Raw genomic sequence first — 25,805 nt, forward strand, 5'->3', positions numbered from 1 at the left:
AACGAGGTAATCGCTTGCAGCAGGCAATCGTTGAGAAGTATCAGTTTTTGGTCCGAACCCTGTCTTATGTGGGGTGGTCGCTGGTTTGGCTGTTGGTCTGGGATGTCATCGTCACCGTCGATTTCATGCTTTATCTGGAGCGCAAGGTCACCTTGCCCCCGCTGCCACTGACACTGCTGGGTTCGGCGTTGGTCGTGCTGACCAGCTTTCGCAATTCCAGTGCCTACAACCGCTGGTGGGAAGCCCGAACCTTGTGGGGCGGTTTGGTCAACAATTCCCGCAGTTTTGCCCGGCAAGCCTTGACGTTTATTGACGACAATGGAGACATTAATCCGGTTAAAGCCGTGCTGCTACGCCGGCATGTGGCTTACGTGAAATGTTTATCGGCGCATTTAAAAGGTGAGACCTGCGGCGCAGAAGTGCAGGCGCTGATCTCCCCCGAGGAGTTTGACCGTCGTCACGATACCAACAATTTTCCCAATGATTTGCTCAATGCCTCTGCTGCGCTGCTGGCCAAAGAGTTCAAGTCCGGTCACCTGGACAGCATTCGGTTGGCACGAATCGAATCCACGCTGGTGGAAATTTCTAATTGCCAAGGCGGCATGGAACGCATCGCTAACACGCCGTTGCCTTACCCGTATGTGGCCTTTCCAAGGCTGTTCATCACCCTGTTTTGCGTGATCGTACCCATCGGTCTGGTGGAAACGCTTGGCTGGTTCACGCCGCTGGCCTCCACCGTAGTGGGTTTCATGCTGCTGGCGATTGAGAAAATCGGCACCGATCTGCAAAGCCCGTTTCTGGCCAGCGAGCATGAAATTCAAATGACAGCGCTGTGCACGAATATCGAGCGCAACTTGGACTCAATGTTGCGGGATGCTCAGGTGGAGCGGGTTGATATATAGATTATTTATAACCCTGTAGGAGCGAACTTGTTCGCGAGGCGGTATCCACTTCGCCAGCAAGTTGGCCCCTACAAAGGCTTTGGCGTTTTTTGTTAGAGCAATTCCCCACACACATCCAGTTTAACTAACCGTCGTACTTCTTCTATCCCAAGCCCCGCACCCAGCAGCGCATGCAGTTTGCCGAACGCCGCTTCTCGGGTCATGCCGCCGCCGGACAATACGCCGACACCGCGCAGGCGGCTGCCCGCTTCGTAAACGTCCAGTTCGACGCCGCCTTCATGGCATTGGGTGATTGCTACCACGCAGATGCCACGTTGATGAGCATTTTTCAGGCTGGCGAGGAACTCTGGGTTGTCGCTCGGGCCGGTGCCGCTGCCGAAGCATTCGAGGACCAGCGCTTGGATGCCGCTGTCGAGCACCGCGTTTAGGTGCTGAGCGTTGATACCTGGAAACAGCGGCAGCACGGCGACGTTGGCGATGGTTTTAGGCTGGCGATAATCCAGAGCGTTCGGCATCGGCTGCGCCGACTCGCCCCCCGCGTGCGCTGCAACGCCGCAAACGGATGCCGCCCAAAGCTGCGGATTTTCGCGCAACGGGTCGGCGCCAGCAGTTCACCGTGGAAATACAGCTGTACGCCGGATTTCAGGCCTTTGCCAAGGGCGAGTAGGGCGCCGTTGAGGTTTTCCCAGGCATCGCTGTCATCTACGCCAGCGGGCAGCATCGAGCCGGTGAACACCACTGGCGCATTCAATCCAATCAGCTGGAAACACATGGCAGCCGCGCTGTAGGCCAAAGTGTCGGTGCCGTGCAAAATCAGCACGCCATCGCAGCCATCGACATCCACTGCTTCAATCACCGCTTCACGCAAGCGCTGCCAATAGGCAGGGGTCATATTGGCGCTGTCGATCAGTGGCAGCAATTCTCGAAACCGCCAGTTGGGCACCTGACGGTCCGGTTGCGCGGCCAGTTGTTCGGCCATCCTCGCTTCAAATCCCGACGCCGGGGCCAGCCCGTTGGCGCTGGCCTGCATACCAATCGTGCCGCCGGTATAAAGCACCATGACCTGCTGAGCGGGTGACTGCGTGTCGCTATTCATTGGGTTTTCTCTAGACAGGTCAGGGATTGGCGTGAGTCGTAAGGTATGGCGTAGACGGTTAAAAGTAAAAACAAGCAGGCAAAAAAAGGGCCTGGAGAGTGATCTTCAGGCCCTCAAAAGGTGAGAGGTGTCTAGTCCCTCGACCTGGTGAACGTTGTGCGACGTGGCGTTAAAGTCAGGCTTTCAACGGCACCAGTCGCGGGGCAATCATGTTTTCCGGGCGCAGGATGTCGGCGAGCATGGCGTCGTCGAGCAAGCCTTCTTCGCGTACCAATTCCAGCACGCCACGGCCGGTTTCCAGGGCGATACGAGCGATACGGGTCGCGTTTTCATAACCGATGTACGGGTTCAGAGCAGTCACCAGACCAATCGAGTGCTCGACCAGTTCACGGCAGCGCGCTTCGTTGGCGGTGATGCCGACGATGCAGTGCTCGCGCAGCATGTCCATGGCGCGCTGCAGCAAGCGAATGGTGTCGAAGATTTTGTAAGCGATCAGCGGCTCCATCACGTTCAATTGCAGCTGACCGCCTTCCGCCGCCATGGTCAGCGACAGGTCGTTGCCGATGATTTCAAAAGCCACCTGATTGACCGCTTCCGGGATGACCGGGTTGACCTTGCCGGGCATGATCGAGCTGCCTGGCTGACGTGCTGGCAGGTTGATTTCGTTGATCCCGGTGCGTGGGCCGCTGGACAGCAGACGCAAGTCGTTACAGATCTTCGACAGCTTGACCGCGGTGCGCTTGAGCATCCCGGAGAACAGTACGAAGGCGCCCATGTCGGAAGTGGCTTCGATCAAGTCGGCAGCCGGTACCAGCGGTTGGCCGCTGATGATTGCCAGACGATCTACCGCCAATTGCTGATAACGCGGGTCGGCGTTGATGCCGGTGCCGATGGCGGTGCCGCCAAGGTTTACTTCGGTCAGCAGTTCTGGCGCCAGGGTGCGCAGCCGATTGAGGTCTTCATTGAGGGTAGTAGCGAAGGCGCGGAATTCCTGTCCAAGGGTCATCGGTACAGCGTCCTGTAACTGGGTCCGGCCCATTTTCAAGACGTGGTTGAATTCTTTGCCTTTGGCTGCAAAGGCCTGGATCAGGCTGTCGAGGCTGGCGAGCAGTGAATCGTGACCCAGCAGCAGGCCCAGGCGAATAGCCGTCGGGTAAGCATCGTTGGTCGACTGCGCCATGTTCACGTCGTTGTTCGGGTGCAAGAACTGGTATTCGCCTTTGCTGTGGCCCATGGCCTCCAGCGCGATGTTGGCGATGACTTCGTTGGCATTCATGTTGGTTGAAGTGCCCGCGCCGCCTTGAATCATGTCCACCACGAACTGGTCGTGGAAATCGCCGCGAACCAGCCGTGCACAGGCTTCGCTGATCGCTGCATGCTTGGCTGAGTTCAGGTGGCCCAACTCGTGGTTTGCGTCAGCGGCGGCTTGCTTGACCATCGCCAATGCCACAACCAGCTTTGGGTAATGCGAAATCGGCACGCCAGAGAGGTGAAAGTTATTCACCGCCCGTAGCGTCTGAATGCCGAAATAGGCATCAGCCGGTACTTCGAGAACGCCAAGCAGGTCTTTTTCGGTACGCGATGATGCGGCGGAGGACATGATAGAGATAGTCTCAAGAGAGGCACGAAGGGTGCCGGAACGCTGATGATGCTAGGCTTGTAGGCAATTTGGAGCAAATGCTGTTAAGCGCTGACCTATGCGTAAACGGCATACTGTTGATGTGACGTTACGATTTTGAAACGCGTATGTAGACGCAGGTATGCGTTTTTTGGCAGGAGACCCCATGAATCTTGAAAGCAAATGGCTGGAGGACTTTAGTGCCCTGGCCGCGACCCGTAGTTTTTCCCAGGCGGCCGAGCGCCGCTTTGTGACACAACCCGCCTTCAGCCGCCGAATTCGCAGCCTTGAATCAGCGCTGGGCCTGACGTTGGTCAATCGCTCGCGCACGCCCATAGAACTCACGGCTGCCGGGCAATTGTTTCTGGTGACCGCGAGGACCGTCGTTGAACAACTGGGCGAAGTGTTACGCCACCTACACCACTTGGAGGGCGGACAGGGCGAAGTCATGCAGGTCGCGGCTGCGCACTCCCTGGCGTTGGGCTTTTTTCCGCGCTGGATCGCTCAGTTGCGTAATGAAGGCCTAAACATCGCTACGCGGTTGGTGGCGACCAATGTGGGTGAAGCGGTGCATGCCTTGCGCGAAGGCGGTTGCGATTTAATGCTGGCGTTCTATGATCCGGACGCCGCGTTGCAAATGGATAACGAGATTTTCCCCTCGCTGCATTTGGGACACACCGAAATGCTGCCGGTGTGCGCAGCTGATGCCGATGGCCAGCCGATGTTTGATCTGGAGGGCGATGCCAGCGTGCCGTTGTTGGCCTACAGCGCCGGGGCGTTTCTCGGGCGCTCAGTAAATTTACTGCTGCGTCAGCGCAGCGTGCGCTTTACCACGGTCTACGAAACGGCCATGGCCGACAGCTTGAAAGGCATGGCGCTTGAAGGGTTGGGCATCGCGTGGGTACCGGAGTTAAGCGTTCGCGCGGAGCTGGCACGGGGCGAATTGGTGGTCTGCGGCGGCGTTCAATGGCATGTGCCACTGGAAATTCGTCTGTATCGCTGCGCGCTGGTGCGCAAGGCGAATGTGCGGTTGTTGTGGCGCAAGTTGGAGACTGCGGGGCAGTCGGCGTCTCACGACGGCAGTTAGGGAGTTAGCAGTGCGATGGCGCAAGGAGTGCGTTTCCTACATGTTGCAATTAGCAGAGACTACATTCTTTGTTGTTGATGTCTGAGTGTATTTAAATTCTTTAAGTTGTAATTTTGAGGTCGAGGGTAAGTGCCCTCGATCTTCCGCCTGTCATGACGATGGGCGAGTACTATTAAAGGGATTTAACATGTCAGCCAAACAACCCATTCGACTATTCGTTTTTTATCACGACGATGTCGATGCCGACACGCAACGTATTGTTCCTCGTAATTACCTGAAAGACTGTATTGTCGAAATTAAGAAAATCACTGGCCGTGAATGCATTATTGAGTACAAGCGTTCCATCGAAGGCGTGACAGACTTCAATTACAAAGGCCACGAGAGAACGGTGCTGGAAGACTGGATTCGTCGGGTTGGAGGCTATGTAGTACAAAATAACCTCTCTTGGAAGAAAACCTACCGCTACCTGTTAGTCACTAGCGACAAACTAAACGATACAATATTGGGTGTAACTTACGAGGGGCACAACTGTTTGATCTCTTCGTTGGTGGCCTATCAGAATATTGGTCATGAACTAGGGCATAGTTTCGGCGCCACCCATGAAGATGCGGAGTTGCAATATAATTCATTCGGCCTTCTCAGTGAGACATTCGTGTATCCGCATCGAGATAGGAAACGGGGTAATGCATACCGGTACAGCTTAAAGAATCGGGAGAATATCGCCAATTTCCTTAGGTCTGACGACTAGTGTGTGTCAGGTCGTCTATAAGCGGTTGAGCTCCAACATCTCAACCAAGGCCGCTGCGACACGCTGCTGACTACTGGTCACAAAGGGGCTGTCTTCCCGCTGCTTTACGGTATACTGCGCGGCCTTTGGCCGGTTCGACCGGTCATTATTCGTACAACAAGCCACGCCGGTTTTCCCCGCGTGGCTTGTTGTTTTTTGACGCGCTTGCGGGCGCCCAATAGAAGAGGCACGACGATGAGCGCACTGGTTGGCGTGATCATGGGCTCTAAGTCCGATTGGTCCACCCTTAGCCACACCGCCGATATGCTGGATAAGCTAGGCATCCCTTACGAAGTCAAGGTGGTGTCAGCTCACCGAACGCCAGACCTGCTGTTCCAGTACGCCGAACAGGCCGAAGCGCGGGGCATTGAAGTCATCATTGCTGGCGCTGGTGGCGCTGCACACTTGCCGGGCATGTGTGCGGCCAAGACTCATTTGCCGGTGTTGGGCGTTCCGGTGCAGTCGTCGATGCTGTCGGGTGTCGATTCCTTGCTGTCGATCGTGCAGATGCCCGCCGGGATTCCCGTGGCCACCTTGGCCATTGGCAAAGCAGGCGCGATCAATGCAGCGTTGCTGTCGGCGAGTATTCTTGGCGCCAAGCACCCGCAATTCCATACAGTGCTGAAAAAATTCCGCGCTGACCAGACAGACAGCGTCCTGGACAATCCAGATCCGCGCGACGCCTGAGGTTTTTCTATGAAAATCGGTGTAATCGGTGGCGGCCAATTGGGTCGCATGTTGGCTCTGGCGGGCACTCCGCTGGGGATGAACTTCGCTTTTCTTGACCCTGCACCAGACGCTTGTGCGGCTGCGTTGGGCGAGCATCTGCGTGCCGATTATGGCGATCAGGATCACTTGCGGCAGTTGGCCGATGAAGTTGATCTAGTGACCTTTGAATTCGAAAGCGTGCCCGCAGAAACCGTCGCTTTCCTGTCGCAGTTCGTCCCGGTTTATCCAAGTGCCGAAGCGTTGCGTATTGCCCGTGACCGCTTGTTCGAAAAGAGCATGTTCAAAGACCTCGGGATTCCCACCCCGGAGTTTGCCGATATCCATTCGCAAGCCGATCTGGATGCGGCGGTCGCCAACATCGGTCTGCCCGCAGTGTTGAAAACCCGCACTCTCGGTTACGACGGTAAGGGCCAAAAAGTCCTGCGCACCTCGGCGGACGTGGTCAACACCTTTGCCGAACTGGGTAGCGTGGCGTGCTTGCTGGAAGGCTTCGTACCGTTCACCGGTGAAGTGTCGCTGATTGCCGTGCGCGGTCGTGATGGCGAAACACGGTTTTACCCATTGGTCCACAACACCCACGACAACGGCATTCTGCGCTTGTCGATCGCCAGCACCCATCATCCGCTGCAGGCCCTGGCCGAAGATTACGCCGGGCGTGTACTTAAGAAGCTTGATTACGTGGGTGTGTTGGCATTCGAATACTTCGAAGTCGACGGCGGCCTGAAAGCCAACGAAATTGCACCGCGCGTTCACAACTCCGGGCATTGGACTACCGAAGGTGCCGAATGCAGCCAATTCGAAAACCACCTGCGGGCGGTGGCAGGCTTGCCACTGGGTTCAACGGCCAAGATCGGTGAGAGCGCGATGCTCAATTTCATCGGCGAAGTGCCTGCGGTGGCTAAAGTCACCGCCATTGATGATTGCCATTTGCACCACTACGGCAAAGCGTTCAAGGTCGGGCGCAAAGTCGGGCACGCGACCTTGCGTTGCGTTGATCGGGCCACCCTCGATCAGCAGATCAAAAAGGTTCAAGCGCTGATCAAGGCCTGACCCAAGGCCTTCGGCTTTCGCCAAACATGTCGCAACCCCGAGGAACCAATAGCGCCCATCGCTCTCTGATGGCAGGATGCCGACGCCGTAACTAGGCTTGGTCTATCCAGTTCATAGAGAGGGAAATGGCATGGGAATTATCGGAACCATCTTTATCGGCCTGATCGTTGGGCTATTGGCGCGATTCATTAAGCCGGGCGATGACAGCATGGGTTGGATCATGACCATTCTGTTAGGTATCGGTGGCTCGTTGGCTGCCACTTACGGTGGTCAGGCGCTGGGCATTTATCAAGCAGGCCAAGGCGCCGGCTTCTTGGGTGCATTGGTGGGAGCGATCATCCTGTTGGTTATCTATGGCATGCTCAAAAAAGACTGACAGTAAATCTTCAGCCCTCTGCGCTAATGCCCCGTAGAGGGCTAGAATGCTCGGCACCGTTTATTACTTTATGTTGCCGAGCCACTTATGCGTCGCCTTCTCTTGATTACGTTGTTGCTGGCGTCCGGGCTTGCCCACGCTGAGTTGCCGGAAACCGATTGGCTCGAACTGATGCCAAAGTCGGATCAAAAAGCCCTCGAAGCCATGCCTGAAATCGACCATAACTCCCCGGAAGCTCAGGGAACCTTCGACAGCAAAGGCGGCTTGAAACAAAGCAAGGGTCTGCCCGCTGTGATGTATTCGGCCAAGACTGTGGCCGCCATGAATGGCAAAGATATTCGTATCGGTGGTTATCCCGTACCGCTGGAGACGGACGCTAAAGGCCGCAGCACGCTGTTTTTTCTCGTTCCGTACCCAGGCGCTTGCATCCATGTGCCGCCACCGCCACCCAATCAATTGGTGCTGGTACGCTACCCTAAAGGCTTGAAACTCAACGATATCTACACGCCGCTGTGGGTAACAGGAACGTTGAAGGTCGAGAAGGTGAGCAATGACATGGCCGATGCGGCCTATGCGCTGGATGCCTCAAAGGTCCGCGTCGTGGTGGAAGCGGACCTATAGGTCGGACGTTACAACGGCTCGCTGCCGATGCTGACAGTCAGTGTATGGGAAGCGTCGGGGCTGAGGGTTACCACGTCACCCATGACGTTGGCGGTTTCTACACACACCAAGCCCTGCCAACCGTCATCGGCCATGTCGCTGAGGCCCTTTGCCCGTTCAGTCCAGGGGTTCCAGACCACCGTGGATTTCGATCCTCGGGTGTTGATGACGATGCGACGATTCCAGCCGGGGTCGACCACACTCAGGTGATTCGGCGTGTTCAGGTATATGCGATCGGTTTCGCGGGCGAAGTTCAGGGCGCCGGACTGCATGCACTCCTTCCAGTCGTCCGTGGTGTCGATATACCGCAGCCCGTCCAAACCTTCTACGTTGACCTGGCGCACATCACTTACCGCGAAATAACTGTGCAGCGCCTGGCTAAGCGTGACGTCTTCATGGCCCTTGTTGTGGCTGATAAGGCTGACGTGTAGCTGCGTGTCCAGCCGAATGCTCAATTTAAGCGCCACGTCGTGGGGCCATCCGGGCAGATGGCCTTGGGTTTGCGGCAGCACAAATTCCACCAATAGCGCTTCGCCGTCATTGCTGATGCCCAGCAGCTCCCAGTCCAACGCACGAACTTCGCCGTGGGCCTTTGCCGGCTCAGCGCTTTGACGCATCGCCTGCACGCTGTCTGGATTACGTTCAAAATTGCCGAACCACGGCCAGCAGATCGGAATCCCGGTACGAATCGGCTTGCCCTGTTTGAACGTAGCCTGTTTGTTCAGCCAGATCAGCGGCTGCTCGCCCGCGACCTGATAGCTGAGGATGTGCGCACCTTGTTGGGCGACAAGTAACTCAGCGTTGCCGTGACGGATGCGCCAGCAGTTCAGCTCATCGAGTTTTACGGTTTCAACATTGGGCGTTGGCATGCGAAGGCTCTCACTATAAGGACAGTGATAAAAGTAGACCGTGTTACGGCCAACGAGTTTACCTCGGCATGCCCCACCTAGGCTTAACGCCGAGCGGGCACCGAACGAGTGCGGCCGCTGCCATCAATGGCGACGAACACAAATACCGCTTCAGTGACTTTGCGCCATTCGCTGGACAACGGGTCATCGCTCCACACTTCGACCATCATCTGGATCGAGCTGCGGCCGATTTCCAGTGCCTGGGTATAGAACGACAGCTGCGCGCCGACGGCGACTGGAACCAGAAAGGTCATGCGGTCAATAGCCACAGTGGCGACACGTCCGCCAGCGACTTTGCTCGCCATGGCGGTGCCCGCCAAATCCATCTGCGAAACTAGCCAGCCGCCAAAAATATCGCCAAAACCGTTGGTTTCTCGGGGCAACGCCGTAATTTGCAACGCAAGGTCGCCTTGTGGAATTGGATCTTCTTGTTCGAGTTCGATCATGCCTAGGGTGCCTCTGACCCATGACTCTCATTATTTTTTGCCGCGGTGAAAAGACATTAAAAACGCCGAGTGTGAACAGACTGTGTCCACAGGGTTCAGGTGCGTCTTAATTAGGGAAACTCTGCGAAAACGGCTGTTTAAAGCTCAGCGGCGACTTCGCACAGCAACCCGTAGCCTGTCTGGTTACTTTTGGCGGTCTGCGAGTATATCGGGCGATGCGTCACACGACGACCGTTCGGTTCTCATTTTGACCACGTAAACCTTCTTGCTGTGTGCTTTTTTAAGAGTTTGCTATCGTGCCGGACCTAAACAGCTTTGGACCGCCCTGTCTGTCAGGCAATTTTGGTGCCCGTGTCAGAGTTTTCCTTAACCGTCGAGTGTGCAGTCCGTCAGGTATCGGCCAGCGTTGCTGATGCCCACCCCTCCCAAGAGAAGTCCTTGTTATGTCCACCGTGCCCTCAAGTACCGCACAGACCTCGCGTCAGTTGACCCGTAACGACTATAAAACCTTGTCGTTGTCTGCCTTGGGCGGTGCGCTGGAATTTTACGATTTCATCATTTTTGTGTTCTTCGCCACGGTGGTCGGCAAATTGTTTTTCCCGGCGGACATGCCTGAATGGCTGCGGCTGATGCAAACCTTCGGTATTTTCGCCGCCGGTTACCTGGCCCGGCCGTTGGGTGGCATCGTCATGGCGCACTTCGGCGACCTTTTGGGGCGCAAGAAGATGTTCACCCTGAGCATTTTCCTGATGGCCGTGCCGACCTTGATCATGGGTTTGCTGCCGACTTACGCGCAGATCGGCCTCTTGGCACCCATGCTGCTGCTATTAATGCGGATTATTCAGGGTGCAGCGATTGGCGGCGAAGTGCCCGGCGCTTGGGTGTTTGTGTCCGAGCATGTGCCGGCGCGCAGTACCGGTTACGCCTGCGGCACCCTAACCGCCGGCCTAACGGCGGGCATCCTGCTGGGCTCGCTGGTCGCTACGCTAATCAACAGCCTCTATAACGCGCAGGAAATGCTCGATTACGCGTGGCGGATTCCGTTCTTACTGGGCGGCGTGTTTGGTCTGCTGTCGGTCTACCTGCGCCGCTGGCTGCACGAAACCCCGGTGTTTGCCGAGCTTCAACTGCGCAAAGCGTTGGCCGAAGAAGTGCCGCTCAAAACCGTACTGCGTGATCACCGTGGGGCGATTGTGCTGTCGATGCTGCTGACCTGGATGCTCTCGGCGGCCATCATCGTCGTGATCTTGATGACCCCCACCGTGCTGCAAACCGTGTATGGCTTCTCACCGGCGACTGCGCTGAAAGCTAATAGTCTGGCAATCGTCTGCCTGAGCCTGGGCTGCATCGGCGCGGGATCGCTGACGGATCGTTTTGGCGCTGGCTGGGTATTTATCTTCGGCTGCCTAGGCCTGCTGGTCAGCTCATGGACGTTCTATCACACCCTCCAAGCTCACCCAAACGCACTGTTTCCGATGTACGCCATGACCGGATTGTTCGTCGGCGTGGTCGGCGCTGTACCGTTCGTCATGGTCCGTGCATTCCCGGCCGCCGTGCGTTTTTCCGGATTGTCGTTCTCCTACAACCTGGCCTACGCCATCTTCGGCGGCCTGACACCCATGGTCGTGACGCTGATGCTCAAGAACAGCCCAATGGGGCCGGCTTGGTACGTGGCGGTGCTTTGTGTGATGGGGATGTTAATTGGGGTGTATCTGTTGCGAAAACGCATTTGACGGGGGCGAGCGCCGATTTCTGATGCAACGCAGAGGGCTCGTGATGTCGAGTTTTTTGTGGGACCGAATTCATTCGGGAAGGCTTCAGTCCTGACACGCTGCAACCTCAAACCACACAAAGCGCCATCCAGTTTGCAGAGAGATTGTCTCAACGATAAACATGAAGCGCGAACGCCCCGCCGAGCACCAGCAGCACCCCAACAACCTGAATCGCAGCCAAGCGCTCTCTGAAAAACATGAAGCTCAGGACGGCGGCGACTCCGCCTGAGAGTGTGCTGATTACCGTGACCACGGAAACTGAGCCGACCGTCGTGCCGTACGCGTAGGCCGAGAACCCGGCCAGGTTCGCCAGGCTAACGCCGGTCAGGGCGATGCAGTTTTTCAACGGCGGAATTTTCAGGCCATTGGGAACGTTGAGCACAATCAGCAGCAGCATGCTTATCCCGACCAGATAGCCGAGCCACAGTGTGGTAACCGTCCCGAGCAACGGAAGGGTGTATTTGGCCTGTAGCCAAAAGCTGGTGCCATAAAGGGCTGCAGCCAATAGTGCGTAACCGATGGAGCGGGTGGGCGTGGTGTGATGAGGCAGCGTTGAATCCTTATGGCGGCTGGAGAGGGTCACGCCCACTACGCACACCGTGATGCAAGCCAGTTGGGCGCTGCTGATCTGTTCGCCACTGGCCCAAGACAACAGCGTGGTCACGACGCCGTAAGACGTGACCACCGGAGCGATAATGGAGGCCTTTCCCAACGCGAAGGCCTTAGAAAGTGCCAATGCGCCGAAGACGGTCAGCATCGCGGCGCCTACGGCTAACAGCCAAACGCTTAACGGCGCAGTAAGAGGCTTAAGAATGATTGCCGGAAACGCCAATAGCAGCAGACTCATGACGACAAACCCGAGTGTCTGCGCAAAATAGACCGCTTTTTTGACCCCGACCGCCCTCGCATTGATGCCGACCAACACGTCCGTGATGCCCCACAGCACGGCAGTGAGTAACCCCATAAGTACGTCCATTTTATTTCCCTATAGTTAGATTGCGTCTTACAGGTCCATTGTCAGACGTAGGCTGAATGCGGCTTTGCTGCTCGCTTTCTGGGTGGGGTAGGGATGTTAATGGGCTGTGTATTTACTGCGCAAGCGCGCCTGATGTCGCGGTATAGGCTTGCCAAGTGTATTGAAATTAGGAAGTTTATGTCGAAAGCATAATTGGCTTAATTTCAGTATCTTTTGCGCGGCAAACACCAACTTGTAGGAGTGGGCTTGCTCGCGATGGAGCGCGAAGCGGTCCCAAAAATGTTGAACCCACGCTAACGTCATAAATTGAGAACGCTGTTTTTACGACGGCTTCGCAGCTGATCGCGGGTAAGAGGGTTCCGTTGGCATGCGCCAAAAGGTATCCAGTTGTTGCAAAACTGCGTGTAAGGCCCGTACTTAAAACCCCTCGGAATCAACCCCACCAGTGCCTCCAGCCCATACGCGCCTATTTCCAAAACCCGCTGATCCTCAGTCATCCAATTGTCATATTGCTTTCATAAAGTAGTCACACGGCATTCAGATACTTGCCCCCGATTCAGCACCTATAAAATTTTGCAGGAGCAAGGTATGACTTTTAAGCGATTGATGGCGGCTTTGACGTTTGTTGCCGCAGGCGTAGCCACTGCCCAGGCTGTTGCAGCGGTTGACCCTTCTATCCCGTCTTACACCAAGACGTCCGGCGTTTCCGGAAATTTGTCCAGCGTTGGTTCCGATACGCTCGCTAACCTGATGACCTTGTGGGCTGAGGCTTATAAGAAAGAATACCCAAGCGTGAACATCCAGATTCAGGCAGCGGGTTCGGCGACCGCGCCCCCTGCGTTGACTGAGGGCACCTCGAACCTGGGCCCGATGAGCCGCAAGATGAAAGACACCGAACTGGCGGCTTTCGAAACCAAATACGGCTACAAGCCCACTGCAATCCCGGTCGCGGTTGATGCGTTGGCTATTTTCGTACACAAAGACAACCCGATTCAGCACCTGACCATGGAACAAGTGGACGCGATCTTCTCCGCGACCCGTTTGTGTGGCGCTAAGGCCGAAGCAAAAACTTGGGGTGACGTGGGTGTGACCGGCGATTTGGCGAACAAGCCGATTCAGCTGTTTGGTCGTAACTCGGTGTCTGGCACCTACGGTTACTTCAAGGAAGAAGCTCTGTGCAAAGGCGACTTCCGCGCTAACGTTAACGAGCAACCGGGTTCGGCCTCGGTGGTCAGCTCGATCAGCAGCTCGCTGAACGGCATTGGCTACTCAGGTATTGGTTACAAAACCTCCAGCGTTAAGACCGTAGCCTTGTCGAAGAAGGGCGGTACCGAGTTCATTGAAGACAGTGAAGAAAACGCACTGAATGGCAAATACCCGCTGTCGCGTTTCCTATTCATCTACGTCAACAAAGCACCGAACAAGCCGTTGGCGCCGCTGGAAGCCGAGTTCGTGAAAATGGTCCTGTCGAAACAGGGTCAAGAAGTCGTCATAAAAGACGGGTACATTCCATTGCCAGCCAAAGTAGCGGCCAAAGCACTGGCTGACCTGGGTCTGCAAGAAGCCGCTGCGGGTGTAGCTGCCAAGTAAATATCGATTGGGGCAGGCGCTGATTTGCCCCGATTCAAGTCATAAAGCGGGTCCGGGTAGACCGGTTTTCGCTACAGGTTTATTAGTCCGCTGCCAGTAGGTTTGGGCGGCGGATTTTTTGCGTCTCAGGACTGTAATGTTTTTGTCATAAAGGACGGCTAGGGTGAGCGCATGAATGATTTGGCAAACTCCACCATGACCCAAAAGTCTCCTCCCGAGCGCATTGATTTCAATACGCCGGAGATGAAGCGAAAGCGCCGTATTCGCGCGCTGAAAGACAAGCTGACCCAGTGGTATGTATTAGTCGGTGGCTTGGCGGTGTTGGCTGCCATTACCTTGATTTTTTTCTACCTCGCCTACGTGGTTGCGCCGCTGTTTCAAGGCGCCAAATTGACCGCACAAATGCCGCTCAACCCTGCCTGGATGCAAGACGCCGGCAAGCCCTTGCTGCTTTCTATCGAAGAGCAAAATCAGGTTGCCCTTCGGGTTTCTGACAAGGGCGAGGCGATATTCTTCCGTGTTGAAGACGGCACCGAACTTAAGCGTGTTGCCCTGCCTGTTCCGGCTGGCACAACGGTAACGTCCATCGGTGAAGACCAGCCGGGTACCCCATTGATGGTGCTGGGATTGTCTAACGGCCAGGCGCTGGTGTTCAAACACAATTACCTGATCACTTATCCAGACAACAAAAAGACAATCTCCCCGACCATCAGCTATCCCTATGGCGAGGCGGCTTTTAGCGTGGATGAGGGCGGTCGGCCCCTGGAGCACGTGAGCCTCAATGCCGCTGATAAAGCGCTGGTGCTGGCGGGCGCTACGGGCGCGCAACTGCACGTTCTTTCTCTGACTCAGGAAGAGAACATGATGACCGGCGAAACCACCAGCGAGCTGACGCGCATCGAACTTCCGCGCATGACCGAAGTGGTCAAAGCGATCTTCATCGATCCTCGTCAGCAATGGTTGTATGTGATTAACGGTCGCGCTCAAGCGGACGTGTTTAGCCTGCGTGATCGCAGCCTTAACGGCCGTTACAAATTGCTCGAAGACGCGAACGCTGAGATTTCTGCCAGCACTCAATTGGTGGGTGGCGTGTCATTGATCGTCGGCAGTTCCACGGGTGGTCTGGCCCAATGGTTCATGGCCCGTGACACCGATGGTGAAATGCGTTTCCAGCATATCCGCGATTTTCAAATGGGCACCTCTCCGATTGTGCGCATCACCGGTGAGCAGCGCCGCAAAGGCTTCGTCGCCCTGGATGCCTCGGGCAAGCTCGGCGTGTTCCACAGCACCGCGCACCGCACATTGCTGGTTGATCAAGTGTCTGGCGGCGGCCCCGGTATTTTGGGGTTGTCACCACGGGCCGACGAAATCATCGTTGAGCAGGGCGGTAAGTTGCTGCCGATGAGTTTGTCCAACCCGCACCCGGAAGTTTCATGGAGCGCGCTGTGGGGCAAGGTCTGGTATGAAAATTACGACTCGCCGCAATACGTCTGGCAGTCCACCGCCTCGAACACCGACTTCGAACCCAAGCTGAGCCTGGCGCCATTGACCTACGGCACCTTGAAAGCCGCGTTCTACGCCATGTTGTTGGCCGCACCACTGGCCATCGCGGCGGCGATCTATACCGCTTACTTCATGGCACCGGGCATGCGCCGCAAGGTCAAGCCGGTGATCGAGCTGATGGAGGCGATGCCAACAGTGATTCTCGGCTTTTTCGCCGGTCTGTTTTTGGCGCCGTATCTGGAAGGACATTTGCCGGGGATTTTTAGCCTACTGATGCTGACCCCCGTGGGCATTTTGCTGGCGGGCTTCCTGTGGAGCCGCTTGCCGGAGTCGATCCGCTTACGGGTGCCGGACGGTTGGGAGTCGGCGATCCTGATTCCCGTGGTGCTGTTGGTGGGTTGGCTGTCGTTGGGTATGAGCTCGCACCTGGAGAATTGGTTTTTCGGCGGCGACATGCGCATGTGGATCTCCAACGATCTTGGCATCACCTACGACCAGCGAAATGCACTGGTGGTGGGCTTGGCAATGGGCTTCGCGGTGATTCCCAACATCTACTCGATTGCCGAAGACGCAGTGTTCAGTGTGCCACGCGGTTTGACCTTGGGCTCGCTGGCCCTGGGTGCGACGCCTTGGCAGACCTTGACGCGGGTGGTGATTCTCACGGCCAGCCCCGGCATTTTCTCGGCCCTGATGATCGGCATGGGCCGCGCAGTGGGTGAAACCATGATCGTGTTGATGGCCACCGGTAACACGCCGATCATGGACATGAACCTGTTCGAAGGCATGCGCACTCTGGCGGCGAACGTCGCGGTGGAGATGCCGGAGTCTGAAGTCGGCGGCAGCCATTATCGGGTGCTGTTCCTCGCGGCATTGGTGCTGTTGATGTTCACCTTCGTGATGAACACGCTTGCGGAGCTGATTCGTCAGCGTCTTCGCAAGAAATACTCATCTCTCTAAGGAAGGAAGACGTCTGTGAAACAGAACTCCCTCAAGAGCTGGATCAAAAGCGGCGCCCCCGGCGTCTGGATGAGCGCGGGCGCGGTGTCCATTGCCGTGATCATGACCTTGGGCCTGTTGATGGTGATTGCCGTCCGTGGTCTGGGTAATTTCTGGCCGGCAGATGTGGTGTTGGCGCATTACGACGTGCCTCATCAGGAAAACCAGGTCCTGATCGGTGAAGTGGTGCAGAAAGAAGAAGTACCACGCGCACGCCTCAAAGGCGCTGGCTTGCCGGTGCCGGACGCCGGCCCTGAATTCATGACCCGCGAGCTGTTCAAGGTGGGTAACCGCGACATCAACCCGAGTGACTTCACCTGGGTGGTCGGCGAGTGGCTAACCGAGCAAAGCACGCCAAAAGAACTGATGACCCTGGAGCGCCGCGAGTGGGGCAATTATTACGGCTACTTAGTGAACATCAAGGAAAACGGCAAGGTCATCGCCGAAGGTGAAGCCGCGTGGCCGATCCTTCAGGAGAGGATCAAGCGCGTTGAGTTACTCGCGAATGAACTGAGCGGGCTCGAGAAAAAAGATATCGGCGCCATCAACCACGGTATCGAGCGACTGCGCCTGCACAAACGCAAGCTGGAACTCGACGGCCAGTTGAATGCCGTCGCGCAGGCCGACATGGACAGCGAGCGCGCTGAATATGACGCTCAGTACAAAAGCATCGAAGGTCGATTGGGCGCGCTGCACGAAGCCTTCAACCGGGACAGCCTGACCGCTCGCGATGCCCACGGTAAAGAGGTTGAGATCAGCGTCGGTAAGGTGGTCCATGCGTACCAGCCGAATGCAATGAGTGTCGTTTCCAAACTGGGCTTTTACTTCAAGAAACTGTGGGAATTCCTTAGCGAGGACCCGCGTGAAGCCAACACGGAAGGTGGAATTTTTCCGGCGATTTTCGGTACGGTGATGATGACCCTGATCATGGCCGTAATCGTCACACCGTTTGGCGTACTGGCGGCGGTTTATCTGCGTGAATACGCAAAGCAGGGGCCGGTGACGCGGTTGATCCGAATCGCCGTCAACAACCTTGCCGGGGTGCCAGCCATTGTTTATGGGGTGTTCGGCTTGGGTTTCTTTGTGTATGTGCTGGGCGGCTCGCTGGACAGGTTGTTCTTCCCCGAAGCCTTGCCCGCACCCACATTTGGGACGCCGGGATTGCTCTGGGCCTCGTTGACCCTCGCATTGTTGGCTGTGCCGGTGGTGATCGTCGCCACCGAAGAAGGCTTGGCGCGTATCCCGCGCACAATTCGCGAAGGTTCGTTGGCGCTGGGCGCAACCAAGGCTGAAACCCTGTGGAAGATTGTACTGCCCATGGCCAGCCCGGCGATGATGACCGGCCTGATCCTGGCGGTCGCTCGCGCTGCGGGTGAGGTTGCACCGTTGATGTTGGTCGGCGTGGTTAAACTGGCGCCGTCACTGCCGGTGGACGGTAACTACCCGTACTTGCACCTTGACCAGAAGATCATGCACTTGGGCTTCCATATTTATGACGTCGGGTTCCAGAGCCCCAACGTCGAAGCGGCACGTCCGCTGGTTTACGCGACGGCGCTGTTGTTGGTGCTGGTTATCGCGCTGCTCAACCTGTCAGCGGTGACGATGCGTAACCACCTGCGCGAAAAATACAAAGCGTTGGAGAGCTAAACATAAGCCACAAGCGGCGAGCTAAAAGCGGCAAGCTAAATGCCGCACGCCGTTTTGCACAACACTTGCAGCTTGCGGCTTAGAGCTTGCAGCTAGGAACGGAGTGAGAACATGCCACATGAAGTCCATACCCACGGCATCAATATGTCGGCCTTGGGGCGCAACAAGCAGAGCCTTGATCTGGCCAATGAGTCCGTGGCGATTGAAGTTCCGGGCCTGAATCTGTTCTACGGTGATAAACAGGCCCTGTTTAACGTGGGCATGAACATTCCCAAGCAGCGCGTGACCGCCTTCATCGGCCCGTCTGGTTGCGGCAAGTCGACCCTGTTGCGCACCTTCAACCGTATGAATGATCTGGTCGATGGTTGCCGGGTAGAGGGCGCGATCAACCTGTATGGCCACGATATCTATCGCAAGGGCGAAGACGTTGCCGAGCTGCGTCGTCGCGTTGGTATGGTGTTCCAGAAGCCGAACCCGTTTCCGAAAACAATCTATGAAAACGTGGTCTACGGGTTGCGCATTCAGGGCATCAACAAAAAACGTGTTTTGGACGAGGCCGTTGAATGGGCGCTTAAGGGTGCGGCGTTGTGGGATGAGGTCAAAGACCGTCTGCACGAGTCGGCGTTGGGTTTGTCAGGTGGTCAGCAGCAGCGTTTGGTCATTGCTCGCACCATCGCCGTCGAACCCGAAGTGCTGTTGCTCGACGAACCCTGTTCGGCACTCGATCCAATTTCGACGCTAAAAGTTGAAGAACTGATCTACGAACTGAAATCCAAATACACCATTGTTATCGTCACTCACAACATGCAGCAGGCTGCGCGGGTCTCCGATTACACCGCCTTCATGTACATGGGCAAGCTCGTCGAGTTTGGGGATACCGACACGTTGTTCACCAATCCGGCGAAAAAACAGACCGAAGACTACATCACTGGCAGATATGGCTAGGGGGCAGCGGCAAGCTTCAAGCTTCAAGCCGCAAGCCAGGCGCGGCTTTGTGAATGTTGGACACCACATACCTACTTGCAGCTTGTAGCTAAGCGCTTAAAGCTGTCGCGGAGCGACCCTAATGATCGATAAAGACAGTCTTACTCACCACATTTCCCAGCAGTTCAACGCTGAGCTCGAAGAGGTGCGTAGCCACCTGCTGGCGATGGGCGGCCTGGTTGAAAAACAGGTCAACGACGCCGTGACCGCGCTGATCGAAGCGGACTCGGGCCTGGCCCAGCAGGTTCGTGAGGTTGATGACCAGATTAACCAGATGGAACGCAACATTGATGAAGAGTGCCTGCGTATTCTGGCACGTCGTCAGCCAGCGGCTTCGGATTTGCGTTTGATCATCAGTATTTCCAAATCGGTTATCGACCTGGAGCGTATCGGCGACGAGTCCACGAAAATTGCCAAGCGTGCCATTCTGTTGTGCGAAGAAGGCGAATCGCCGCGTGGTTATGTCGAAGTGCGGCACATCGGTGATCAGGTGCGCAACATGGTCCGGGACGCCCTTGATGCGTTCGCCCGTTTCGATGCCGACCTGGCGCTTTCGGTGGCCCAATATGACAAAACCATCGACCGCGAATACAAGACCGCGTTGCGCGAATTGGTTACTTACATGATGGAAGACCCGCGCTCCATTTCACGGGTGCTGAACGTCATCTGGGTGCTGCGCTCGTTGGAACGCATCGGCGACCATGCGCGCAATATTTCCGAACTGGTTATTTACCTCGTGCGCGGCACCGACGTACGACACATCGGCCTCAAGCGCATGAAAGAAGAAGTGCAGGGCATCAGTGGCAAAAACGCTAATGTTTTGGACAAACCTGACGATAAATAAGACTGCCTGTGAAAAAAACGCCTAGCACGCTGCTGGGCGTTTTCCGTTCTGAGCGTTGTATTTTCAAGCCGCCCGCGAACGAAAAGTCCTGGCGTCGTAAATGGGCTGGGCAATGGCGATCTGCCAGCGCTATGCTGCCAGGAATCTAAGGAGCGTCGATGAGTAAAGTCAGTGTGTTGGTCGTGGATGACGCGCCGTTTATTCGCGATCTGGTGAAAAAAGGTCTACGTAACTATTTCCCCGGCATCCATATCGAAGACGCGGTCAACGGACGCAAGGCGCAAATCTTGCTACAACGCGAGACGTTCGATCTGGTGCTGTGCGATTGGGAAATGCCGGAGATGTCCGGTCTTGAGTTGCTGGCTTGGTGCCGCACGCAGGACAACCTTAAGGCCATGCCTTTCATCATGGTGACCAGCCGTGGCGACAAGGAAAACGTAGTCCAGGCGATCCAGGCTGGCGTGACCGACTTCATCGGTAAACCGTTCACGAACGAACAGTTGCTGACCAAAGTTAAGAAAGCCTTGGCCAAAGTTGGCAAGCTGGACACGTTGCTCGCCAGCGCACCGACCAAGATGAATTCTGCATTTGCTAACGACTCCCTCAGCGCCTTGACCGGCGGCAAAGCGCAAGTGGTTCATCCACCGGCTTCGCCGTCCGCCGCACCGACTGCGACTCAGGGTTTGCTTAATACCGGCGCTCCACGTCCCGCTGCTCCGGCTCCAACAGCGGCCAGCCGTGGTCAGGGTCAATTACGTCTGCCCAGTGGCACTCAGCAATGTGCGATCAAAGGCTTAAGCCTCAAGGAAGCGCTGCTGGTGGTCCGTCGTAGCGATGTTCTGCCACAGATCCTCGACAGCGCGGTGCTTGACCTTGAACAAGGCGAGAACGCTGAAGTTGCGCGTCTCAACGGCTACTTGCACGCCATCGTCGCCTACGAACAAAAGCCTGACAGCGACTGGTTGCAACTGACGTTCCGTTTCGTTGACCAAGATGCGCAGAAGCTCGATTACGTCTCGCGCCTGATTGCCCGTGGCACTGCGCAAAAACACTTCGTCCCCGGCGCCTGATTTGGAAACGTGTGGGCGAGAGGCCTAACGCGGCGTGTCAGGTTTAACGTCTCGCCAACACGTTGGCCATAGAGGATTGTTGCGCAAGCCTGGATCCGATAAGCGACCAACGGGCTTATCTAGTAACGACTGATTTGATTCAGCCGAGCGCAAAAGATAGTGGATCGCTGCTACGCTCCCCCTGCCTCTAGCCAACCAGATTAATCATTATGCTCAAACGGCCTCTCCTGCTGTGTGTTCTTCTGCTGACTGCACAAACGGCGTCGGCGATGACTATCTACAAGTTCACCGATGCCAATGGCGTCGTGTCGTTCACCGATCGGCCGACGGCGGGCGCCTCGGTGGTGGTGCCTCGAGAGCGAATCGTCGAGCACCTGGAGCAGCAGGTACACCTTGAGACCAAGCGGGATAAAGGCGTACACAGCCTGTTCGTGCGCAACGACACCTACGCGCCGGTCGAGGTCGAGTTGCAGCTTAAAGGGCTAAAAAACGTCTTGGGCGTTACCGATAAAGCCATTCACCGAATCGTGCCCGCGCGCAGCAGTGTTCGATTTGTCGTGCTCAGCCCTTTGCAACCGGGCAAAACGCTCAGCTATACGCCAAAGCTGCGGTACTCCCTTGGCGACCCGGAGCGTCAGCCCTTCGTTTACAGCTATCCTCTGCCGTGGAAGGGCGGGCCGTTTCGCCTGAGTCAGGGACCCAATGGCAAGTTTAGTCATTTCGGGGTAAGAAGCCGCTATGCGATGGACATCGCCATGCCAGAAGGCACGCAGATTATTGCAGCGCGTGCCGGCACGGTGATCAAGGTCGAAAACGGTCAGTCAGGTCGCGGTTCGGACCCGTCTGGTAACTTCGTGCGGGTACTGCACGATGACGGCACCATGGGCGTGTACCTTCACCTGATGCGCGGTTCGGTCAGCGTCAAGGAGGGGCAGCGCGTGGTGGTGGGTACTGACCTCGCCAAGTCCGGCAATACCGGCAACAGCACCGGCCCCCATCTGCACTTCGTCATACAGCGCAACGTCGGGCTAGGGCTGGAATCGATTCCGTACCAATTTGCGGTGCATGTCGACAGCCTGCCCAACTTTGCGCTGGGCGGGAATTAATCAGCTGCAAGAACCAAGGTGTTGGCGAGGCGAGATACCTGACACGTCGCATTGAGCCTCTCGCCCACAAGCTCCTACAGGCTCGCGGCGTTAATCGATCTTTAGCACTTTGGCCAAGACGATTTTCGGGCCTTTCATTTTTTTGATGATGATGCGCAAGCCTTCGACTTCCAGCACTTCCTCTTCACCAGGCACCCGCTTCAGGGTTTCGTAGATCAAGCCGGCAAGGGTTTCCGCGTCGATGTGATCCAGATCGATGCCTAGCAGTCGCTCGACTTTGAACAGCGGTGTATCACCGCGTACCAATAGTTTTCCAGGCTGATACGCGAGGATGCCGCGCTCGGCTTTGCGGTGTTCGTCCTGGATGTCGCCGACCAGCACTTCAAGTACGTCTTCCATGGTCAGGTAGCCGATTATCTTGCCGTCCGCCTCCTCAACCAGAGCGAAATGCGAACCGCCCTGGCGAAACTGCTCCAGCAACTTGGACAGCGGCATGTGTCTGGAAACACGCTCCAGCGGGCGGGTCAGCTCCGCCAGATTGAACGACGCAGGAATGTGGTCCAGCGCCGCCAGCTCCAGCAGCAGATCCTTGATGTGCAGCAGGCCTACAAAGACGCCGCGTTCGGCGTCATAAACAGGGTAACGACTGAATTTATGGCGACGGAATAACGCGAGTATTTCCTTGAGTGGCGCATTGCAGTCCAGCGTGACCAGGTCTTCCCGGGAATTTGCCCAGTCGACGACTTCCAGTTCGCCCATCTCGACCGCAGAGGCCAGAACGCGCATACCTTGGTCGCTCGGATCCTGGCCACGGCTTGAGTGCAGAATCAGTTTCAACTCTTCACGGTTATATTGGTGCTCGTGGTGCGGGCCAGGTTCGCCCTGACCGGCAATGCGCAGAATACCGTTGGCGCTGGCATTGAGCAGGTAGATCGCCGGATACATGCACCAATAGAACAGGTACAGCGGCACGGCCGTCCACAGCGACAGCATTTCCGGTTTGCGGATTGCCCAAGACTTGGGCGCCAGTTCGCCGACAACAATGTGCAGGTACGAAATCATGAAGAAGGCACTGAAGAACGACGCGCCTTTGATCACTTCCGGTGACTGTACGCCGGCGGCGTGCAGCACGGGTTCAAGCAAATGCGCAAACGCAGGCTCACCGACCCAACCCAGACCCAGAGAGGCGAGGGTGATCCCCAACTGGCAAGCGGACAGGTAGGAGTCGAGTTGGCTGTGAACGGTGCGCAGGATATGCCCGCGCCAGCCGTTTTTTTGAGCAATGGATTCGACCCGGGTCGAGCGCAGCTTGACCATGGCGAACTCAGCGGCAACGAAGAAACCGTTGAGCAGAACCAGGATCATTGCAAAAAGAATCATGCCGAAGTCGGCGAACATCGCGGAGAGAGTGAGGCTAGGGGAAGGGTCCATGGTGGAGTTTTAAAGGTTCCGTATCATCTAATGAGTGTGTTGCCGAAGCTAAACCGGCGAGCATAAGACCGGCAATGTAGCGGCTACCGGCCAGCTTGACTAGTGGGCTGGTTAAGAATTGATCACTTGAGCGGGCGCAAAATGGCAGGTAAAAGTACACCCTTTGCCGACCACACTGACGATTTCCAATGTGCCGCGATGGCGTAACAAAACATGCTTAACAATCGCCAAGCCAAGCCCAGTGCCGCCTGTGTTAGAAGCACGACTGGAATCAACCCGGTAGAAACGCTCGGTCAGACGCGGCAAATGTTTGGTTTCAATTCCCGGTCCAGAATCCTGCACGCTCATGTGTGCGCCCTGTTCGTCATCCCACCAGCGGATATGAATCGTGCCTTCAGCCTGGGTGTATTTCACGGCATTGAACACTAGATTGGAAAAAGCGCTGCGCAGTTCCGATTCGCTGCCCTTGAGCTTGGCCTCGTTATCGATGCTCAGTGTTATGCGCTGTTTGCGCTGTGCCGATAACGCCAAGGCATCGTTCTTGATGATTTGTAGCAGTGTGGACACGACGACCGGTTGGTTATCCGACGGATAGTCGGTCGCCTCGAGCTTTGCCAGCAGCAGCAAGTCATTGAGCAGCGCTTGCATGCGCTCGCTCTGCTGCTGCATTTGCTGCAGCGCTCGGACCCAGCGCGGGTTCATCCCCTCAGCGTTGTCGATCAGGGTTTCCAGGTAGCCACAGATCACCGTCAGCGGCGTGCGCAACTCGTGGGAAACGTTGGCCACAAAGTCTTTACGCATCTGCTCAAGCTGATGAATACGGGTGACGTCGCGCACCAGCATCAAGTGTTCATTGTTGCCGTAGCGGGTGATCAACAACTGCACGCGCACCCGGTCATTGATCGGCGAGGGGATCTCTAGCGGTTCGGCGTAGTTGTTCTGTTCGAAATAGTCCTTGAAACGCGGATGGCGCACCAAGTTGGTTACCGGCTGCCCGCTGTCCTGGGGGGTCTTAAGGCCGAGCAATGTTTCTGCTGCGCGGTTCCACCATTCAAGGTTGCCGTCGCTGTCGAGCATGATCACAGCGTCTCTGAGCGCCGCTGTCGATTCCTGAATGCGATCAATCACCGCTTGCAGTCGGGCATGCACGCGTTGGTCCCGGCGTTGCTGGTGATAGATGCTGTCAAACACATCGCCCCACAAGCCGTAACCGTCAGGCGGGGGCTCGTCGGGTTTATGTTCACGCAGCCAATTGTGCATGCGCAGTAATTGTTTAAGCGTCCAGGCGAGGTAAATACCCAGGCCCACCGCCATGCTCCAGCCGTAATCACCAGTGATCAATCCAACCAACAGACAGGCGGTGACCAACAGCAGCAAGTGGCGGATCAGCGTGCCGTGCCAGTTTTGATTCAATTCAAACGCATCCTTGTCGAGTAAGCGTCAATCAGCCAGTTCAGCATGCAATGCGCAAAGAGCGTGGTTCAGCTCTTTGTGGAAAAACGGTAGCCAGTGCCGCGCACGGTTTGTACCAGATTTTCGTAGGCATCGCCGAGGGCTTTACGCAGGCGCCGGATGTGTACATCCACCGTGCGCTCTTCGACATAGACATTGCCGCCCCACACTTGATCGAGCAGTTGCCCCCGGGTGTAGGCGCGTTCCTGATGGGTCATGAAAAATTGCAGCAGGCGGTATTCGGTCGGGCCCATTTCTGCGGGCTTGCCGTCGATGGTGACGCGATGGCTGATGGGATCGAGCAGCAGGCCGCCGACCTCTATGGGGGCCTCGCCATCGGTCGGCCCCGCGCGGCGCAGTACCGCTTTGAGGCGTGCGACCAGCTCACGGGGTGAGAACGGTTTGGTGATGTAATCGTCAGCGCCGACTTCCAGGCCCTGGATCTTGTTGTCTTCTTCGCCCTTGGCAGTGAGCATGATGATCGGAATGTCGCCGGTCAGCTCGTCACGCTTGAGACGACGAGCCAGTTCGATCCCGGAGGTGCCTGGCAGCATCCAGTCGAGCAGGATCAAATCCGGTTTACGGTCAACGATGATGGCGTGGGCCTGCTGAGAGTTTTCCGCTTCCATGCAATCGTAGCCGGCCATTTCCAATGCAACGGCGATCATTTCGCGAATAGGCGCTTCGTCGTCAACGATCAGAATACTCCTGCCAGCCATGCTCAATCCTCTTGTCATTTAACTGTCTTGGGGCGCATTAGATAACGGAATTATTG

General features: G+C 56.4%; 22 protein-coding genes and 1 pseudogene. 15 read left to right on the top strand and 8 right to left on the bottom strand.

Going from position 1 to position 25,805, the window contains the following annotated elements; all coding sequences use genetic code 11:
- Positions 1-14 precede the first annotated feature (14 nt).
- Entirely contained in the window at positions 15-902 is an 888-nt protein-coding gene (locus RHM65_RS06645) for a bestrophin family protein (protein ID WP_322166719.1), read from the top strand.
- 92 nt (positions 903-994) lie between these two features.
- Here RHM65_RS06645 and RHM65_RS06650 read toward each other — a convergent pair.
- A pseudogene (locus RHM65_RS06650) lies at positions 995-1,998 on the bottom strand (asparaginase).
- Positions 1,999-2,173: 175 nt separating this feature from the next.
- Entirely contained in the window at positions 2,174-3,598 is a 1,425-nt protein-coding gene (aspA, locus tag RHM65_RS06655; RefSeq protein WP_322166717.1) for an aspartate ammonia-lyase, read from the bottom strand.
- A gap of 184 nt (positions 3,599-3,782) precedes the next feature.
- Here aspA and RHM65_RS06660 point away from each other — a divergent pair, with 184 nt between their 5' ends.
- The 6 genes from RHM65_RS06660 to RHM65_RS06685 all read left to right on the top strand — a co-directional run bounded on the left by RHM65_RS06660 (position 3,783) and on the right by RHM65_RS06685 (position 8,266).
- Positions 3,783-4,703: a LysR substrate-binding domain-containing protein gene (locus tag RHM65_RS06660; RefSeq protein ID WP_322166716.1), complete on the top strand. Its 921-nt coding sequence runs from the start codon at positions 3,783-3,785 to the stop codon at positions 4,701-4,703.
- A gap of 187 nt (positions 4,704-4,890) precedes the next feature.
- The gene (locus RHM65_RS06665; protein ID WP_322166715.1) at positions 4,891-5,451 is read left to right on the top strand and encodes a hypothetical protein; all 561 of its coding nucleotides are present in this window, start codon (positions 4,891-4,893) and stop codon (positions 5,449-5,451) included.
- A 234-nt stretch (positions 5,452-5,685) separates the two neighbouring features.
- Entirely contained in the window at positions 5,686-6,177 is a 492-nt protein-coding gene (purE, locus tag RHM65_RS06670) for a 5-(carboxyamino)imidazole ribonucleotide mutase (protein ID WP_322166713.1), read from the top strand.
- 9 nt (positions 6,178-6,186) lie between these two features.
- Complete coding sequence (locus tag RHM65_RS06675) at positions 6,187-7,269, top strand: 5-(carboxyamino)imidazole ribonucleotide synthase (RefSeq protein ID WP_322166712.1); 1,083 nt, start codon at positions 6,187-6,189, stop codon at positions 7,267-7,269.
- A 130-nt stretch (positions 7,270-7,399) separates the two neighbouring features.
- Positions 7,400-7,645 (top strand): GlsB/YeaQ/YmgE family stress response membrane protein, encoded by a 246-nt coding sequence (locus RHM65_RS06680; RefSeq protein WP_322166711.1) that lies wholly within the window; start codon positions 7,400-7,402, stop codon positions 7,643-7,645.
- 87 nt (positions 7,646-7,732) lie between these two features.
- Positions 7,733-8,266 carry a DUF3299 domain-containing protein gene (locus RHM65_RS06685; RefSeq protein ID WP_322166710.1) on the top strand — a complete coding sequence of 178 codons (534 nt, stop codon included), beginning with the start codon at positions 7,733-7,735 and terminating at the stop codon, positions 8,264-8,266.
- 8 nt (positions 8,267-8,274) lie between these two features.
- Here the strand turns inward: RHM65_RS06685 and RHM65_RS06690 are convergent, their stop codons facing one another.
- Together RHM65_RS06690 and RHM65_RS06695 are read right to left on the bottom strand one after the other, a co-directional pair.
- A complete protein-coding gene (locus RHM65_RS06690) occupies positions 8,275-9,174 on the bottom strand; it encodes a D-hexose-6-phosphate mutarotase (RefSeq protein ID WP_322184537.1) in 900 nt (299 codons plus the stop codon).
- A gap of 83 nt (positions 9,175-9,257) precedes the next feature.
- Positions 9,258-9,659 (bottom strand): acyl-CoA thioesterase, encoded by a 402-nt coding sequence (locus RHM65_RS06695; protein WP_297839195.1) that lies wholly within the window; start codon positions 9,657-9,659, stop codon positions 9,258-9,260.
- A gap of 443 nt (positions 9,660-10,102) precedes the next feature.
- Between RHM65_RS06695 and RHM65_RS06700 the strand changes: the two genes are divergently transcribed.
- Positions 10,103-11,392, top strand: coding sequence for an MFS transporter (locus tag RHM65_RS06700; RefSeq protein ID WP_322166708.1), 1,290 nt, complete (start codon positions 10,103-10,105; stop codon positions 11,390-11,392).
- A gap of 148 nt (positions 11,393-11,540) precedes the next feature.
- Here RHM65_RS06700 and RHM65_RS06705 read toward each other — a convergent pair whose 3' ends face one another.
- Positions 11,541-12,395 carry an EamA family transporter gene (locus RHM65_RS06705; protein ID WP_322185271.1) on the bottom strand — a complete coding sequence of 285 codons (855 nt, stop codon included), beginning with the start codon at positions 12,393-12,395 and terminating at the stop codon, positions 11,541-11,543.
- 600 nt (positions 12,396-12,995) lie between these two features.
- On the opposite strand from RHM65_RS06705, the gene RHM65_RS06710 reads away from it, so the two are divergent.
- The 7 genes from RHM65_RS06710 (at position 12,996) to RHM65_RS06740 (ending at position 22,147) form a co-directional block, all read left to right on the top strand.
- Entirely contained in the window at positions 12,996-13,997 is a 1,002-nt protein-coding gene (locus RHM65_RS06710; RefSeq protein WP_322166700.1) for a phosphate ABC transporter substrate-binding protein PstS family protein, read from the top strand.
- A 423-nt stretch (positions 13,998-14,420) separates the two neighbouring features.
- On the top strand, positions 14,421-16,457 hold the full coding sequence (locus RHM65_RS06715; RefSeq protein ID WP_322171277.1) for an ABC transporter permease subunit: 2,037 nt from the start codon (positions 14,421-14,423) through the stop codon (positions 16,455-16,457).
- Between the two features lie 69 nt (positions 16,458-16,526).
- Positions 16,527-18,143 (top strand): phosphate ABC transporter permease PstA, encoded by a 1,617-nt coding sequence (gene pstA, locus RHM65_RS06720; protein WP_322171274.1) that lies wholly within the window; start codon positions 16,527-16,529, stop codon positions 18,141-18,143.
- Between the two features lie 111 nt (positions 18,144-18,254).
- Entirely contained in the window at positions 18,255-19,088 is an 834-nt protein-coding gene (gene pstB / locus RHM65_RS06725) for a phosphate ABC transporter ATP-binding protein PstB (protein ID WP_322166699.1), read from the top strand.
- Between the two features lie 121 nt (positions 19,089-19,209).
- The gene (phoU, locus tag RHM65_RS06730; protein WP_322166698.1) at positions 19,210-19,971 is read left to right on the top strand and encodes a phosphate signaling complex protein PhoU; all 762 of its coding nucleotides are present in this window, start codon (positions 19,210-19,212) and stop codon (positions 19,969-19,971) included.
- A gap of 158 nt (positions 19,972-20,129) precedes the next feature.
- Positions 20,130-21,041: a response regulator gene (locus RHM65_RS06735; protein WP_322166697.1), complete on the top strand. Its 912-nt coding sequence runs from the start codon at positions 20,130-20,132 to the stop codon at positions 21,039-21,041.
- A gap of 209 nt (positions 21,042-21,250) precedes the next feature.
- Positions 21,251-22,147, top strand: a complete 897-nt coding sequence (locus RHM65_RS06740; protein WP_322166696.1) for a peptidoglycan DD-metalloendopeptidase family protein — start codon at positions 21,251-21,253, stop codon at positions 22,145-22,147.
- 90 nt (positions 22,148-22,237) lie between these two features.
- Here the strand turns inward: RHM65_RS06740 and RHM65_RS06745 are convergent, their stop codons facing one another.
- The 3 genes from RHM65_RS06745 to phoB form a co-directional block, all read right to left on the bottom strand.
- Positions 22,238-23,578 (bottom strand): hemolysin family protein, encoded by a 1,341-nt coding sequence (locus RHM65_RS06745; RefSeq protein ID WP_322166695.1) that lies wholly within the window; start codon positions 23,576-23,578, stop codon positions 22,238-22,240.
- 111 nt (positions 23,579-23,689) lie between these two features.
- On the bottom strand, positions 23,690-24,991 hold the full coding sequence (gene phoR / locus RHM65_RS06750) for a phosphate regulon sensor histidine kinase PhoR (protein ID WP_322184538.1): 1,302 nt from the start codon (positions 24,989-24,991) through the stop codon (positions 23,690-23,692).
- A 68-nt stretch (positions 24,992-25,059) separates the two neighbouring features.
- A complete protein-coding gene (gene phoB, locus RHM65_RS06755) occupies positions 25,060-25,749 on the bottom strand; it encodes a phosphate regulon transcriptional regulator PhoB (protein WP_322166693.1) in 690 nt (229 codons plus the stop codon).
- Positions 25,750-25,805 lie beyond the last annotated feature (56 nt).

Source organism: Pseudomonas sp. CCI4.2, assembly GCF_034350045.1.
Lineage (GTDB): Bacteria > Pseudomonadota > Gammaproteobacteria > Pseudomonadales > Pseudomonadaceae > Aquipseudomonas.

Excerpts from the sequence above, each read along its gene's own strand:
- RHM65_RS06675 (WP_322166712.1), top strand. The coding sequence starts at position 6,187 with ATGAAAATCGGTGTAATCGGTGGCGGCCAATTGGGTCGCATGTTGGCT.
- phoU (WP_322166698.1), top strand. The coding sequence starts at position 19,210 with ATGATCGATAAAGACAGTCTTACTCACCACATTTCCCAGCAGTTCAAC.
- RHM65_RS06740 (WP_322166696.1), top strand. The coding sequence starts at position 21,251 with ATGCTCAAACGGCCTCTCCTGCTGTGTGTTCTTCTGCTGACTGCACAA.
- phoB (WP_322166693.1), bottom strand. The coding sequence starts at position 25,749 with ATGGCTGGCAGGAGTATTCTGATCGTTGACGACGAAGCGCCTATTCGC.
- RHM65_RS06710 (WP_322166700.1), top strand. The coding sequence starts at position 12,996 with ATGACTTTTAAGCGATTGATGGCGGCTTTGACGTTTGTTGCCGCAGGC.
- RHM65_RS06685 (WP_322166710.1), top strand. The coding sequence starts at position 7,733 with ATGCGTCGCCTTCTCTTGATTACGTTGTTGCTGGCGTCCGGGCTTGCC.
- RHM65_RS06695 (WP_297839195.1), bottom strand. The coding sequence starts at position 9,659 with ATGATCGAACTCGAACAAGAAGATCCAATTCCACAAGGCGACCTTGCG.
- RHM65_RS06700 (WP_322166708.1), top strand. The coding sequence starts at position 10,103 with ATGTCCACCGTGCCCTCAAGTACCGCACAGACCTCGCGTCAGTTGACC.
- RHM65_RS06735 (WP_322166697.1), top strand. The coding sequence starts at position 20,130 with ATGAGTAAAGTCAGTGTGTTGGTCGTGGATGACGCGCCGTTTATTCGC.
- RHM65_RS06690 (WP_322184537.1), bottom strand. The coding sequence starts at position 9,174 with ATGCCAACGCCCAATGTTGAAACCGTAAAACTCGATGAGCTGAACTGC.
- RHM65_RS06660 (WP_322166716.1), top strand. The coding sequence starts at position 3,783 with ATGAATCTTGAAAGCAAATGGCTGGAGGACTTTAGTGCCCTGGCCGCG.
- pstA (WP_322171274.1), top strand. The coding sequence starts at position 16,527 with ATGAGCGCGGGCGCGGTGTCCATTGCCGTGATCATGACCTTGGGCCTG.
- RHM65_RS06715 (WP_322171277.1), top strand. The coding sequence starts at position 14,421 with ATGCAAGACGCCGGCAAGCCCTTGCTGCTTTCTATCGAAGAGCAAAAT.
- RHM65_RS06680 (WP_322166711.1), top strand. The coding sequence starts at position 7,400 with ATGGGAATTATCGGAACCATCTTTATCGGCCTGATCGTTGGGCTATTG.
- RHM65_RS06705 (WP_322185271.1), bottom strand. The coding sequence starts at position 12,395 with ATGGGGTTACTCACTGCCGTGCTGTGGGGCATCACGGACGTGTTGGTC.
- pstB (WP_322166699.1), top strand. The coding sequence starts at position 18,255 with ATGCCACATGAAGTCCATACCCACGGCATCAATATGTCGGCCTTGGGG.
- purE (WP_322166713.1), top strand. The coding sequence starts at position 5,686 with ATGAGCGCACTGGTTGGCGTGATCATGGGCTCTAAGTCCGATTGGTCC.
- RHM65_RS06665 (WP_322166715.1), top strand. The coding sequence starts at position 4,891 with ATGTCAGCCAAACAACCCATTCGACTATTCGTTTTTTATCACGACGAT.
- aspA (WP_322166717.1), bottom strand. The coding sequence starts at position 3,598 with ATGTCCTCCGCCGCATCATCGCGTACCGAAAAAGACCTGCTTGGCGTT.
- RHM65_RS06745 (WP_322166695.1), bottom strand. The coding sequence starts at position 23,578 with ATGGACCCTTCCCCTAGCCTCACTCTCTCCGCGATGTTCGCCGACTTC.